Origin of the sequence: Paenibacillus gallinarum (assembly GCF_014836635.1) — a bacterium.
Lineage (GTDB): Bacteria > Bacillota > Bacilli > Paenibacillales > Paenibacillaceae > Paenibacillus > Paenibacillus gallinarum.
On sequence record NZ_JACSQL010000002.1, the window covers coordinates 819,405 to 833,753 of the forward strand.

12 protein-coding genes are annotated in these 14,349 nt (G+C 40.3%); 8 read left to right on the top strand and 4 right to left on the bottom strand.

All coding sequences use genetic code 11. From position 1 onward, the window contains the following. Positions 1-58 precede the first annotated feature (58 nt). Together H9647_RS09025 and H9647_RS09030 are read right to left on the bottom strand one after the other, a co-directional pair. Positions 59-814 carry an HAD family hydrolase gene (locus H9647_RS09025; protein WP_191799388.1) on the bottom strand — a complete coding sequence of 252 codons (756 nt, stop codon included), beginning with the start codon at positions 812-814 and terminating at the stop codon, positions 59-61. Positions 815-850: 36 nt separating this feature from the next. Further along, positions 851-1,768: a winged helix-turn-helix domain-containing protein gene (locus tag H9647_RS09030; RefSeq protein WP_191799389.1), complete on the bottom strand. Its 918-nt coding sequence runs from the start codon at positions 1,766-1,768 to the stop codon at positions 851-853. 217 nt (positions 1,769-1,985) lie between these two features. Between H9647_RS09030 and H9647_RS09035 the strand changes: the two genes are divergently transcribed. The 6 genes from H9647_RS09035 to H9647_RS09060 all read left to right on the top strand — a co-directional run bounded on the left by H9647_RS09035 (position 1,986) and on the right by H9647_RS09060 (position 8,004). Continuing rightward, positions 1,986-3,158, top strand: coding sequence for an MFS transporter (locus tag H9647_RS09035; RefSeq protein ID WP_225229138.1), 1,173 nt, complete (start codon positions 1,986-1,988; stop codon positions 3,156-3,158). Between the two features lie 90 nt (positions 3,159-3,248). After that, positions 3,249-3,974, top strand: a complete 726-nt coding sequence (locus tag H9647_RS09040) for a phosphonate ABC transporter ATP-binding protein (RefSeq protein WP_191799390.1) — start codon at positions 3,249-3,251, stop codon at positions 3,972-3,974. Continuing rightward, positions 3,974-5,335, top strand: coding sequence for a hypothetical protein (locus H9647_RS09045; RefSeq protein ID WP_191799391.1), 1,362 nt, complete (start codon positions 3,974-3,976; stop codon positions 5,333-5,335). Before H9647_RS09040 ends, H9647_RS09045 begins: the two co-directional genes overlap by 1 nt. Further along, positions 5,332-6,027 (top strand): response regulator transcription factor, encoded by a 696-nt coding sequence (locus H9647_RS09050; protein WP_191799392.1) that lies wholly within the window; start codon positions 5,332-5,334, stop codon positions 6,025-6,027. Before H9647_RS09045 ends, H9647_RS09050 begins: the two co-directional genes overlap by 4 nt. Then, complete coding sequence (locus H9647_RS09055; protein ID WP_191799393.1) at positions 6,027-7,457, top strand: sensor histidine kinase; 1,431 nt, start codon at positions 6,027-6,029, stop codon at positions 7,455-7,457. The genes H9647_RS09050 and H9647_RS09055 overlap by 1 nt, the downstream gene beginning before the upstream one ends. Before the next feature lie 19 nt (positions 7,458-7,476). Continuing rightward, positions 7,477-8,004, top strand: a complete 528-nt coding sequence (locus H9647_RS09060; protein ID WP_191799394.1) for a GNAT family N-acetyltransferase — start codon at positions 7,477-7,479, stop codon at positions 8,002-8,004. 94 nt (positions 8,005-8,098) lie between these two features. Here the strand turns inward: H9647_RS09060 and H9647_RS09065 are convergent, their stop codons facing one another. Continuing rightward, positions 8,099-9,307: a glucose-1-phosphate adenylyltransferase gene (locus H9647_RS09065; protein WP_191799395.1), complete on the bottom strand. Its 1,209-nt coding sequence runs from the start codon at positions 9,305-9,307 to the stop codon at positions 8,099-8,101. Positions 9,308-9,505: 198 nt separating this feature from the next. On the opposite strand from H9647_RS09065, the gene glgB reads away from it, so the two are divergent. Both glgB and glgA read left to right on the top strand, forming a co-directional pair. Then, positions 9,506-11,548: a 1,4-alpha-glucan branching protein GlgB gene (gene glgB, locus H9647_RS09070; RefSeq protein WP_404822605.1), complete on the top strand. Its 2,043-nt coding sequence runs from the start codon at positions 9,506-9,508 to the stop codon at positions 11,546-11,548. A 48-nt stretch (positions 11,549-11,596) separates the two neighbouring features. Then, on the top strand, positions 11,597-13,030 hold the full coding sequence (gene glgA, locus H9647_RS09075) for a glycogen synthase GlgA (RefSeq protein ID WP_191799397.1): 1,434 nt from the start codon (positions 11,597-11,599) through the stop codon (positions 13,028-13,030). A gap of 98 nt (positions 13,031-13,128) precedes the next feature. Here glgA and H9647_RS09080 read toward each other — a convergent pair whose 3' ends face one another. Then, positions 13,129-14,295 carry a M20 family metallopeptidase gene (locus H9647_RS09080; protein ID WP_191799398.1) on the bottom strand — a complete coding sequence of 389 codons (1,167 nt, stop codon included), beginning with the start codon at positions 14,293-14,295 and terminating at the stop codon, positions 13,129-13,131. Positions 14,296-14,349: the final 54 nt, after the last annotated feature.

The window sequence follows — 14,349 nt, forward strand, 5'->3', positions numbered from 1 at the left end:
ACAATGATAAAAAGAAGGACTGACCTTGGTGGGATTCCATGGCAGCCCTTCTTTTTCATTATAAATGAGTTTGTTGCTTAATATACTCCGATATAATCTTCGGTACATGAGTAAGGTCTTTAATCGTATAAAGGGAATAGTTCTCTGGCTTATTTAATTCGATCAGATTATACTTCCACTCCATATCTTGCTCGATGTATATAGCATGAACACCTGCCGTGAGAGCAGGTTCAATATCTGTGCGAAGGGAGTTCCCGATCATCCACGTATTTTTACGATCCATTTGCCCTTCACTTACAATTTTTTCGAAAGCTTCGATGTTTTTGTGGCGAGTAATATAAATTCGATCTTCAAAATATTCCCCGAGCTTCATCTGATCAATTTTTCGTTGTTGAATCATTTGCTCGCCGCCAGTATAAAGGTGAAGCGTATGGCCTTGATCAACGAGACACTCTAAAGTTTCAACCATACCTGGATAAGCTTCAATCTCCTGATCATACACACTCATTCCCAGCTTTTGGAGTTGTGCTTGTTCATTCGTGTTTATTGGACGATTTACTTTTTTAGAAAAATAGACGTAGGTGTCAATTAATGACTGAGGGAAATGCTGACTTGCAAAACCAAATATTGCAACCCCGGACACATCAATCTCCATCTGCTTATTCCGAATATCCTCTACCGTAATTTGGTAATCACAGAACCATTCTTGCATTAGTTCGAGGAATGCTCCGAGTGTAAGGTTAAAATACTTGTTACAATGAATGAGCGTGTCATCAAGGTCAAATATGATTTGTTGTTTTACATTAGATTTCATAGAATCTCACTCCTTATTTCTCTAGTGATGTCGATGTCATAACCTGATATAAGATTCCAAATACATGTTCAGTTCCGATAATCCATCAGGACGCAAACAGTACTTCTCACTTTGTTCTTGACCCAGATGTGTTTGCAGGAGACCGGACACTCGAAGTGACATTAGATGAGGTCTGAGTGTGTCTTCTGTTTGTCCAAGTTCCTCTGAAATTTGTCTTAAGGATTTGGGCTTATTGGAGATATATCGTAAGAGCTGGAGCCGTTCGGGACTTGAAATCGCTTCGGTCAGACGAAGTAAACTGATAGGGGGCTCGTCCTCCCGTTGTTCAGGCACATCTACAGGGTATTGAATTAATAACATACCTTTATAAAAACAATACATATTAATAGGCCGATTATGAACAGTAGGGAAAAGTATGATTTTTTGAAGATCAGGCATCTCCTCGACCATTAACCCAGAAGTGGCATAATCAATCAATTGGTCCGGGCTCATTTTAGTAAGAAGGAGTTCTTTTTCTGAACTGTCTTCTTCAATTAATTTTCGATGTTCGGGATTCAGATGTTGAAAATAATGCTCATCCCATATTTTAAGTAAAGGTATGTAGTCATCACGAATGCGTAATGTTTCTGCAAGAGTTACATCCGGAAGGATAGGATGAACCTGTTTCCACAGCTGTTCAGCAGGCTTTAAGCCGAGTTCATTAAGAAAGGGTTCAACTTCACTCGTTGTCTCTCGTAGTGCAGTCCAGGCATACAAAACGTCATAATCGCTAAAGGGCCAGCTAGAAGCTTCTTTCAATGACTCACGAACTTCTTCCGTTAGTGTGCTATCTACGTTGTCAATCCATTCAGGCCCGATATCGAGGCTCTGAACCCATCTTCTAGTTACATAAACCATAAAGCTATTCAGCAGCTCGTATATGGGAGTAACGTCTATTTTCACCTGATAACCCATCTGTATGAACAGACCTCCTATCACAGGTATAAGCTTACTATACAAAAAGTAAGTATTCATTCCATTATCGCTTGTGTTTAGCTGTGTTGTCCACTATAATGTTGAATACTTTGTAACCCGTTTTTGAATGAATAAGCATATAATAGAAGATAGTTACAGGTCGTCAGAAATGGCGATTTTTTATTTTGTCATGCGAGCATAGGGGGGAAAGAATGTTTTGAGTAAGGCAGCTGGGGCAATACGACAGGAAGGTTCAAAGGCGCATTTTAGTATTCTCATTGCAATTATTATTGTAGCTGGACTAAGTCAAGGTTTGCTTTTACCTGTTCTCTCTATTTTTATAGAGCAGATGGGTGTCTCTTCAAGCATAAACGGATTGAATGCCGCAGTCATGTACATAGGTTCTTTTGCAATGACACTGGTAGCTGAGCGTATCTTAGGAGCGGTAGGTTTTAAGAAACTGATCGTTTCTGGTCTTATTATCGTTATGATTCCGCTCATGTTGTTTCCACTCATTCCTGATCTAAGACTCTGGTTCTTATTACGACTTTTGGTTGGGATCGGAGACAGCGCCCTCCATTATTCAACTCAGTTATGGGTACTGCTTGTCACTCCGGCAGCTTCCCGGGGCAGAAACATTTCTATATACGGAATGTCTTATGGAATTGGATTTAGTATAGGGCCCCTAGGAATTAAGCTCCTAGGATATGGACAGGTTGTACCGTTTGCTATTCTTTTTTTCTTAATGTTGATCGTTCTATTATTTGCTTTGAAATTACCGGATACCCGGCCTGAGAAAATAATGAATGAAGGAAGCGGAGCGGGGAGATACCGCCGTAGTTTTATTTTAGCTTGGTATGCACTCATTCCAGCATTCTTATATGGGTATATGGAAGCGGGCATGAACAGTAACTTCCCTATCTATGGTCTTCGTATCGGATTTAGCGAGAGTGATATCTCCACATTACTTCCTTTTGTAGGGATCGGGGGGCTGCTTCTTCAATTACCACTGGGAGCTTTAAGTGACCGGTTTGGAAGAAAACGAATTCTTATGATCTCGGGAGTCTTAGGCGGATTTTTATTTATGCTTATTCCATCGGCGGGCACGCAATTTTGGCCAACCTTATTACTATTAACGGTAGCTGGCGGGCTTGTTGGTTCGTTCTTTTCTCTGGGCCTTGCTTATGCAGCTGATATATTACCTAAAAATGTATTGCCGGCTGCAAACGTTGTGGCTTCGTTTCAGTTTAATATAGGGAGTATTCTCGGACCTAATCTCGGAGGAATTATGCTTGGACTTGGTGCTCCGGGTGGCATGTTCTGGCTGCTGGGTGCATGTTATCTCTTGTTTGGAATTGCCGGGTTTTTCTTTAAGCAGAACAATTCATAACGAGAGAACACTTGTTCGCATGGAAAATCTACTCTATTTCCAATAAACTAAAGATATACATTCTACGGATAAGAGGAGATATAAACGTAAATGATCAGAGTAGAGCAATTGGCAAAGGCCGTTGGTTCAGATAAGATTCCCGTGTTGAAAGAAATTAGCTTTGATATGCAGCAAGGCGAGTTTATTGGCATTGTCGGTGGAAGCGGAAGCGGTAAAAGCACTTTGCTACGATTGTTGGCTCTTAAAGAAAGTTGGGACCGTGGAAAATTTACCGTGCATGGTACAGATATTTTCAAAGCTGGCTATGCTGGTAAAAAACAAATTAAACGTGAGTGGGCTTATTTAGAGCAAAATCCAGAATTATTTACGAATAAAACGGTTCTCAAAAATGTACTCATCGGAAGATCAGGACAAACACCTTGGTGGCGAATGCTGACAGGTATGGTTCGATCTGATGATTACATGGGTGCTATGGATGTGATAGAGAGTGTCGGGCTGCTGGACAAAGCCCATATGAAAGCTGGACAACTTAGCGGCGGTGAGCGTCAGCGTGTTGCTGTTGCCAGGGCTCTAACCCACGGAGCGAAAGTGATTCTAGCCGATGAACCTGTTATCGGACTTGATCCGAAATCAGCAGATAGTGTACTTGAAAATTTCAAGCAGCTATGCGAGGAAGAGCATATGACTGTGATTGCAGTGCTGCCTATCGAACTTGCAGAACGTTATGCAACTCGAATATGGGGGCTTTCTGAAGGAAGGCTCGCGTTTGATATTCGCGGAAGACGACTTACATTACATGAGAAAAACAAGATTTAATGAATGAGAAGAGTGATCTGGTGCAAATCATAAGAAATTCACATAAACTTTTCTTTCTGGGTGCTATGCTGCTTTCTATATTTTTGATTAGTGGCTGCGGTAATGGACTGGATTCCTTTAATGATCCGAAATCGCTTATGAAGACTCCGCAAATGACGACAGAACGAGAAAATCTACTTAGTGTCATTCAAGGGGAACTTCCTGAAGGTTCTACGATTACTCAGCCCAGAGAGATGTCAAATAAGATTATTCAAAAAGATTTAAATAATGATGGCATCATGGAGGCGGTCGTTTTTTATGATCAACCTGATGATCCAGAGGTCAAAATCCGAGGCATGCTGCTTGAGAAGCAGGGAGATACATGGGTCAAGAAATTGACCTTTGATGGAATAGGTTCAGTCCTTAATTCCTTTCGTTTGCAAGAGATTACAGGCGATGAAGGACTCGAAATCATGGCTGGATTCTCAAGCGGGGTAGAACAAAATGCACAAAACTGGCTCGTTTCCTACACTTATAAAGGTGGTACTCTGCAGAAAATTTTGGAGATGCCCTATTCAAAATATGTAATTATGGATGAATTTCGTAACCCTATGGATTTAAATGGCGATGGTATTCATGATCTCACAATCATGAATATTTTACCAACGACAGGACAAGGGACAATAACGGTATATCAATATAATGATGGAAGTTTTGAAGTGCTCGACAAAATGACGATTGATACGAAAATGCGGGATTTCTATAATGTATCAGCAGGAAAGATATCGAAAAACAAGACAGGGATTATTCTGGATATCGCTCTAGATGCTTCGAATTCCTATTCTGATTTAATCTATATGGAAGATAATCAATTGGTTGAGGCTTTTAAAGGAACAGATATTACGTTTAAACCTAGACGGATATTAAGTGAAGATATCAACAACGATGGTATTGTAGAATTTGGTTTGCTTGAAGAACCGCCTGGCTGGGAACATTTTGTAGATAGTGAAAAATTGTATTTCTATTCCTTTTATCAATGGAATGGTGAAGAGGGTCTAACCTTTATAATGCAGCAATACCGAGATGATCAAGATCGTTTTTATTTCAACTTAAAGCCTGAACAATATGGAAATGTTACACTGGATACGAAATCAGTCAAAGATAAATACTTGCGTTTTAAATTGGCAGATACCGATGAAACGGTTGCTGAAATACAGTTTTTCTCACTCGACAGTTGGGAACGGGTAAAAGATGAATGGAAACAAATCGTTCGTTCTAGTAACCAGGTAATAGGATATAGATTGCCAAAACAAGCCGGTCAAAACACACCAAGTAATAATTTGCTTACAGATCCGGAACAGGAAGGAATGATTATAGAATGAGTAAAGTACTGATTATGGAAGATGAGGAGTCTATCCGCAGTTTTATCGTGCTTAATTTGAAAAGAAATGGATTTGACGTCCTGGAAGCGGCGGATGGTATGGAGGCAATGAAAATTATTAATGCCGTAAATGATATTGATATTGCGCTGCTTGACGTTATGGTACCCGGGATTGACGGGTTTGAAGTGTGCCGCCGTATTCGTGAAACCAATGAACGAATCGGGATTATCTTTTTAACAGCAAAAGTTCAGGAGCAGGATAAGGTATATGCTTTATCTGTTGGGGCTGACGATCATGTAAGTAAACCATTTAGTCCTACGGAGCTCATTGCACGTATACAGTCTTTATTGCGCCGAGTGAATGTACACCGGGAAACAGCGGCCAAAGTGACATTTGAATCAGGTCCATTCTCACTCGACCTAATCTCCAAGCAGTTTAAGAGAAATGGGCAAGCCATTGAACTAACACCGACTGAGTTTTCTTTAGTCCAATTCTTCCTTGAAAAAGAAAACACGCCTTTAAGCCGGGATGTACTGCTGGATCATGTCTGGGGTAAAGAGTACATGGGTGATCCTAAAATTGTAGATGTAAACATAAGACGACTTCGTCAAAAAATTGAAGGCAACCCTTCTGAACCGGAATTTCTCCAAACGGTTTGGGGGCATGGCTACAAGTGGAAAGGTAGAGCTTAATGATGAAAGGCATTCGCAGGCAAATTGTGCTGCAGTATTTTATTCTTGTTCTGCTTGCGCTGCTTTTGATTGAATCCATCTTTCTGGTTGCGATGCAGAAGTACTACTACGATAGTATATATAACTACATTGAGTCTAACTCTAAAAATGTAATCAGATATTACAATTCATCATTTATAGACAGCAGTAACGAGAGTTCGTTCATATCCAATCTGATGTACTATCTTAAACTTGAAAATACATCGCTTGAAATCCTGGATACGGAAGGGAGAGTTCTCGCTCTTTCCTCTGGTTTTGAATCGGATCGGGTAGTCCAGACAAGTGATGTACCACAGGCTCTCAAAGGCAGTACGGGACGTTGGATTGGAAAAGACGTGATCACAGGTGAGTCTGTTATGGCAGTATCCACCAAAATAGATTACGGTAACGATAATGTATATATAGCTCGGTATGTAACAAGCATGGAACGAGTGAATGATGCTCTAGTAGATATTTTAGTATGGTCAGGACTGATCGTTGTTGGGGTACTTGTGCTTGTCTTTACAATTAGTATTGGACTTGCGAATTCCATTGTAAGACCGATCAATATCATTACAGCCGCCTCGGCAGAGATGGCAAAAGGCCGGTTTGATGTACGAATTGAAGGAGATTATAAATATGAGATTGGTGAACTTTCTTCTACTTTGAATTATATGGCTGAGGAAATTGTGCGCAGCAATCAGGTGAAGGATGATTTCATTTCATCCATTTCTCACGAACTTCGAACTCCACTGACAAGTATTAAGGGATGGAACGAGACACTCGAATCAGGCGGCTATGATCCGGAAGAAACAAAAATGGGTCTTAAAATAATCTCAAAAGAAACCAATCGTCTCATTGGGCTTGTTGAAGAACTGCTTGATTTCTCTAAATTGCAACAAAATGAGATGAAGATGGTCAAAGACACGGTTAGTGTTCGTGAAGTTTTGCAAGAAATCATGCTGAATGTATGGGCTAAAGCAGAACAAAAACAAATAAAACTTAGACTCAGTGCAGAAGAAGAAGATTATTTAATTATTGGTGATGGCAACCGTTTAAAACAAGTATTTCTTAATGTCATTGACAACGCAATTAAATTTTCGCACATGAATACATGGATCGATATTACGATAAAACGTGAGCAAGACCAGGTAGTTGTCATTGTTCAAGATACTGGAATCGGGATCAGTGAAGAACATCTGGAGCGTGTAAAAGATCGATTCTATCAAGTTGATCATCAACATGGTGGAACAGGGCTGGGTCTAGCCATTAGTCAGCAACTTATCGAGCTTCATGGCGGTTCGCTCCTGATGGAAAGTGAACTTGGAAATGGAACTACGGTGACAGTAAAACTCCCTGCTTTAACCCAGGAAGAACACTTTGAATCGGATATAGATCCTGGGGTAGTCTAAAGGGAAGAGGTAGAGGTTAATGATTCAAGACCTGAAAGTAGTAAAAACAAGAAAAGAGCCAGATGGGATCATTAGACTGGTACAAGCGACGCCTGATCAATCGGAAGATATTAGAGCGCTGCTTGTTGAAGCGGCAGAGTGGATGGTTGATAATGAGCTTAAACATTGGACACCGGATCTGTTTACATTAGATTCTATTCACAAATATTTTGATGTTCGTGATGTTTATGTTGCGTACTTGAATGAGTCTCCAGCCGGATTATTCACCTTGCAAGGAGATGATCCTGCTTATTGGGGGGCGCTCAATGATGAGGCATACGGTTATCTTCATCGATTGACCGTGGGCAGAGCTTATCGAAAACGGGGACTAAGCAGCTGGATGATTGATGCAGCAGAAGAAATTGTTCTCGCTGCAGGAAAAAAGGGATTACGTCTGGATTGTATAACACATAGTTCGAAACTAAATGAATTTTATCAAGGACTCGGATTCATACATCAAGGTGTGACAGATATGGGTGATCGAAAGGTTAATTTATATCAAAGATAAAGGTACAAAAGGCGCTGTACATCACAAAAAGAGCATCCCAATCAGGGGATGCTCTTTTTGTTCAAAGATGGTATGATGAAGATAATCATTTTTTTTAGCTCGAAGTAGCTCGAAGTTGACCTGCTTTTTCGTAAACTTCTTTGAGTAGACGATTTGTTCGAACAGAAGGTTTGGCTACGACAGTTTCTCCTGGACCAATGACAACGATTTCGTCTAGACTGCCTTTAATTACAGCCCCATCTCTAATGATAGCTCCTTCACCAATGATGGCGCGGTCAATAGTAACATTACGTCCAATACGAGCATTAGGCATGATTACACTTTCTTTGATCGTGGAACCTTTACCAATTTCAACACCGTAGAAGACAACAGAATGATCAGAATTTCCTTCCATGTAACAATTATCATGGACCATTGAATTTCTGGATAGAGTTGCTTTTTGTCTATGAGCCGTAAATTTTGTACGTCCTTGACGTGAATACATAGGCCATGCCTGAAGTTCTTCTTTCGTCAAGTTCACTCCGTTTAATACATCCATATGGGCATCCCATAAGGATTGCACTGTACCAACGTCTTTCCAATATCCTTCAAAGTTATATACATAAAGCGGATCTTCACCCTTCAGCATGGAAGGAATGATATCCTTGCCAAAGTCATGACTAGACTCCGTAGAAGCGGCATCCTTAATCAAATGTTTTCTAAGGTGCTTCCAGTTAAACACATAGATACCCATAGAAGCCAAGTTGCTCTCTGGTTGTGCCGGTTTTTCAACAAACTCAGTCACACGCATGTCTTCATTGGTATTCAATACTCCAAAGCGATGAGCTTCATTCCAAGGTACTTCCATTACTGCAATGGTAGCTAATGCTTGTTTTTCCTCATGATACTTCAGAATTTCACGATAATCCATTTGATAAATATGGTCACCAGACAAAATAAGGACGTTCTCTGGATCTTGTGCATCGATATATTCTATATTTTTATAGATAGCATCTGCCGTTCCGCAGTACTCATCTGAACCTGTATTCCAAGAAGGAAGAAGTGTAACTCCCTTATCTTTAGTCGTATTTAATTTCCAAGGTTCACCTTTACCGATATGTGTATGCAAAGATTCTGCCTCATACTGTGTCAAGACTCCCACAGTGTCAATACCTGAATTTACGCAGTTACTGAGAGGAAAATCAATGATTCGATAATTACCGCCGAAGTGAACAGCTGGTTTTGCGATTTTAGATGTCAGTGGAGCCAGACGTTTCCCTTCTCCTCCTGCCAATAACATGGCGATGCATTCTTTTTTAGCCATTTGTATTTCCCTCCCATAGTATGTTTCCGTGATATGTTATTAAACGGAGCCCGACGTAGATGAATCATCATTTTCTGAAAAAAGCTAAAATTAAATTTATATTTTCCGTTAGCTATTTTTCATTTTCATAATGGAGAAAATGGGGTAATAATGTTTTTGTAGTGTTTATTCTATTTTAAAAAGAAGGTGATCTCTTTGATCGAAAACAATGTACCGAAAACATTTATTTCTTCGGAAGATATTTACTTGTTTCACGAAGGAACTTCACATTTTAGTTATCATTTTCTCGGAGCTCATCCAGTTCAGGAAGACGGAGTATCAGGCTATCGTTTCACAGTCTGGGCACCGAATGCTTCAAAAGTTGGCCTTGCTCTTGATCGCAACGGTTATCACGGTCTAGGAGAAGCGGATGTATTATATAAGATACCCGATTCTGGGCTTTGGAGTCGTTTTTTCCCTGACATCGATGAAGGAACATTTTACAAATATCATATTCTTACCTCTAATAATGAATCTCTGCTGAGAGCGGATCCTTATGCTTTCCACGCAGAAGTGAGACCAAACACAGCTTCCATTACCTCTAAGATTGAAGGTTATAAATGGAAGGATGCTTCCTGGAGACGTAAGCAAAAAGAGGTGTATCAAAAACCGCTTCATATCTATGAGATGCATTTTGGGACATGGAAACAAAAAGAGACAGGGGAGTTCTATACATATGCTGAAATGCCTGAGTTATTAATCCCTTATCTGAAAGAAATGTCCTACACTCATGTAGAGTTTATGCCAATAACTGAACATCCATACGATTTGTCATGGGGATATCAAAATACGGGCTATTACGCTCCGACAAGCCGATATGGGACGCCTCATGATTTTATGTATCTGATTGATCAGCTGCATCAGGCGGGTATCGGTGTTATTTTGGATTGGGTACCTGCACATTTCGCTAAAGATGCCCATGGACTTCGGATGTTTGATGGAACACCATTGTTTGAGTATGCAGATCCGCTTAAGGCGGAAAAACCTGGTTGGGGAACACTGAGTTTTGATTATTCCAAACCGGAGGTTCGCTCGTTCCTTATATCTAATGCGCTTTACTGGATGGATATGTACCATATCGATGGTCTGCGTATTGATGCAGTAACAAGTATGCTGAAGTTGGACTTTGAGAAAGCAGAAGGCCAATATCGTCTGAACGAAAAGGGTACGAATGAAAATGTGGAAGCCATCGATTTTATTAAACAATTAAATGAAACGATCTTTCATTATTACCCCGCAGCTTTAATGATGGCGGAAGAATCCAGTTCATGGTCTCAAGTAACAAGTCCTGTATATGCGGGTGGACTCGGCTTTAATTACAAGTGGAACATGGGATGGATGAATGATACGCTTGAATATTTTGAAACGGATTTTTCTGAGCGCCCTAGCAGACATAATTTATTAACTTTCCCTACGGTATATGCCTATAATGAGAACCATTTGCTGCCGCTGTCACATGATGAAGTAGTGCATGGCAAGAAATCACTCCTTAATAAAATGCCGGGAGATTACGAACAGAAATTTGCGGGCTTACGTGCTTTGTTAGGTTATTTTATTACTTCCCCAGGGAAAAAACTGTTCTTTATGGGTGGGGAGTTTGGTCAGTTTATTGAGTGGAAGGATGAAGAACCTTTAGATTGGTTTTTGCTTGACTATGAAAGTCACCGAAAGCTTCTCCATTTCTCCAAAACATTAAATGAGTTTTATTTACAAGAAAAAGGATTGTGGGAATTAGATCATAGTACCGAAGGATTTGAATGGATTTCGGCAGATGATCGCTCTCAAAGCGTACTTTCTTATGTAAGAAAAGGAAAAAAACCAGGTGACTCCCTAATCGTACTTATTAATCTGCAACCTGTATCCCGTTATCACTATAGAGTAGGAGTACATCGTTCTGGTTCATATACAGAAGTGTTAAATAGTGACCATGTTGATTTTGGCGGACAAGGTCTTCTAAATGAAGAAGTGCGCACCGAAAAGATCAGCTATCATGGACAGCCGAATAGTATTGAGGTTACCTTGCCACCTCTTAGTATCGTTATATTCAAGAAGACACCCAGAAGCAAACGTGCTTCAGTAAAGGATGATCCAGTCTTGAATACTTCTTCAAAACAGGGAAATAGAAAAAAAGCAGAATCCACCGAGACAAAGAAACCTAAAAGACAAACAAAAAAAATAAAAGATGGTGAACCGTCCTTATAGAAGGAAGTACATCCAATTAAGTAAGGCATAATAAGGAGGAAGCAAGTAATGAATGTATTATATGTCGCAGCAGAGGGTCATCCATTTATAAAAACAGGAGGACTTGCCGATGTGATTGGTGCTCTGCCCCAGGCACTCATTAAAGAGGGAGTAGATGTGCGGGTAATCTTACCCAAGTACAAAAATATCCCTGACCGGTATAAAGAACAAATGGAGCCTGTTGAAGTGACAGAAGTAAATGTAGGCTGGCGCAAGCAGTATTGCGGCGTTGAACAACTGGTTCATCAAGGCGTAACATTTTATTTTATTGATAATGAGTACTACTTTGGAAGAGACGGGATTTATGGTTATAACGATGACGGTGAACGATTTGCTTTCTTTAACCGGGCTGTTCTTGAAATCATTCCTTTCTTGAATTTTAATCCGGATGTAATCCACTGTCATGACTGGCATTCTGCCATGATTCCTTTGCTGAAGAAGGCGCATTTTGATCATATGGCAGCTTATCAGTCCATGAAGACGGTATTCACCATTCATAACCTGCTATACCAAGGGATATTCCCCTATGAAGTACACAGCGATCTGCTTGCACTGGATAGCCGGTACTTCACCACAGAAGGTGTAGAATATTATGGAAACCTGAATTTCATGAAAGCTGGATTAGTTTACTCTGATCATGTCACTACCGTTAGCCCAACCTATGCAGAAGAGATCAAAACATCTCATTATGGATATGGTTTGGATGGCCTCCTTCGTTCCATTGAAGGTAAATTGACAGGCATCGTTAACGGTATAGACACAGATAGTTATAATCCTGCGACTGATGATCAACTGGCTATAACCTATGATATGCAGCAGCTCGAGAAAAAAGTAGAAAACAAAATTGCGCTTCAAAAAGAACTCGGATTACCTGTCAAACCAGAAGTTCCTGTGATCGCAATGGTGACTCGCCTTGTGGAATCAAAAGGTCTTGACCTCGTAACCAGAGTACTTGATGAATTATTATATTATGATGATGTGCAGTTTATTCTTCTGGGAACAGGAGAAGGTGAATTTGAACATTGGTTCCGTGAAGCGGAGAAACGCCATCCTCTAAAAATGTCGGCCCAAATTCGTTTCAATGAGGGATTATCGAGAAGATTCTATGCAGGAAGTGATATGTTCCTGATGCCTTCTAGTTTTGAACCTTGCGGGATAAGCCAATTATTAGCTTTGCAATACGGAAGTATTCCCATTGTGAGGGAGACGGGCGGACTGAATGATACGGTCCAAGCTTATAATGAATTCACTGGTGAAGGAACCGGATTTACGTTTACCAACTTTAATGCTCATGACATGCTCTATACGATTCGGCGAGCAGAGTCATTCTACAGCCAAGCTGAACAGTGGAAGAAGATTATGAATAACGCCATGAGCGGTGATTATAGCTGGGAAGTTTCTGCAAGAGAATATTTAGATATTTACGAACAAATAACGGAATAAAGTATGGAAAATAAAGAAGGGTCCTTTTGCCATTATGGCAAGAGGACCCTTCTTCTGCTTATTTCTATTTTCATTCCAATAGAATTTACGACTACGTATTATGCATTGCTTCGAAATTCATCTTGAATAGAAGCCAGGAGATCCGGCTGTGATATGACATCATAAGCGGTACCTGCTAATGCTTTTGCACCTAGAATCATAGCGTCAAGAGCCTGTTCTTTCATGGCAAGGTCCCTAAATTCTATGGAATGCAGCGCATGTTTTTCATTAATGATTTTGATGTATGGATGGATGGCAGGAACACGTAGTGAGACATTACCCATATCCATTGAGCCATGATCGTCTCCTGTGACAATCTCTTTTTCATCGATACCGAGTTCTACAAGGTTTGATGAGAATACGTCAGACAAGGTTTCATTTGTATACATCTCATCATACGAAGTTTCATAATTGGAAGTTTTAAGTGTGCAGCCTGTTTGTAGAGCAGAACCTTCTGCAATTTGTATAACACGTTTCGTCAGTACATCAAGTTCTTTACGTGTAGCTGCACGAACATAAAATTGAGCAGAAGCATAATCAGGAATGATATTTGCTGCCTCTCCGCCATGGTTGATGACACCGTGGATCCGAACTGTGCTTTTCACTTGTTGACGGAAGGCATTGATTCCATTAAATGTTTGGATCACGGCATCTAGTGCATTAATCCCCTCGTGAGGAGTAGCCGCAGCATGGGATGATTTACCGAAAAATTCAAATTGAACAGCGTCGATCGCAAGTGATTTTCCTGACTTTTCAAAAGCATAGTACGGGTGAGTCATCATTGCAAAATCGCAATCATCAAATAGTCCGGCTGCAGCCATAGGAACTTTCGCCCCTTTTGTTTCTTCTGCTGGGGTACCAAATACTTTAATCGAGCCGCCAATCGTATCAATAACAGATTTTAGACCAACCGCTGCACCTAAACCCATCATGCAGATCAAGTGATGCCCGCAAGCATGTCCGATTTCTGGAAGAGCATCATATTCACATAACAAAGCAACTTTCGGGCCAGGTTTAGTGGATGTATAGGTACCAATAAATGCAGTATCTAGACCTAGCACAGGTGCTTCCACTTCGAAACCATGATAAATCAGTTCTTCTTTCAGGCGCTTGCTGGCAAGAAATTCTTCATTTCCGAGCTCAGGATTCGCACCGATATATAATGATATTTCTTTAAACCGGGAACTATAATGATCAATGGTGTCATTTATCATTTGTTTGTTCATAAGACTCTCCCTTTGATTATGATTTGTCGATTCATCGATGTATATTTAAAAATC

Bases quoted from the DNA above. Each gene is read 5' to 3' on its own strand.
- H9647_RS09030 (WP_191799389.1), bottom strand. From the start codon at position 1,768: ATGGGTTATCAGGTGAAAATAGACGTTACTCCCATATACGAGCTGCTG.
- H9647_RS09040 (WP_191799390.1), top strand. From the start codon at position 3,249: ATGATCAGAGTAGAGCAATTGGCAAAGGCCGTTGGTTCAGATAAGATT.
- H9647_RS09025 (WP_191799388.1), bottom strand. From the start codon at position 814: ATGAAATCTAATGTAAAACAACAAATCATATTTGACCTTGATGACACG.
- H9647_RS09050 (WP_191799392.1), top strand. From the start codon at position 5,332: ATGAGTAAAGTACTGATTATGGAAGATGAGGAGTCTATCCGCAGTTTT.
- H9647_RS09045 (WP_191799391.1), top strand. From the start codon at position 3,974: ATGAATGAGAAGAGTGATCTGGTGCAAATCATAAGAAATTCACATAAA.
- glgA (WP_191799397.1), top strand. From the start codon at position 11,597: ATGAATGTATTATATGTCGCAGCAGAGGGTCATCCATTTATAAAAACA.
- H9647_RS09055 (WP_191799393.1), top strand. From the start codon at position 6,027: ATGATGAAAGGCATTCGCAGGCAAATTGTGCTGCAGTATTTTATTCTT.
- H9647_RS09065 (WP_191799395.1), bottom strand. From the start codon at position 9,307: ATGGCTAAAAAAGAATGCATCGCCATGTTATTGGCAGGAGGAGAAGGG.
- H9647_RS09060 (WP_191799394.1), top strand. From the start codon at position 7,477: ATGATTCAAGACCTGAAAGTAGTAAAAACAAGAAAAGAGCCAGATGGG.
- H9647_RS09080 (WP_191799398.1), bottom strand. From the start codon at position 14,295: ATGAACAAACAAATGATAAATGACACCATTGATCATTATAGTTCCCGG.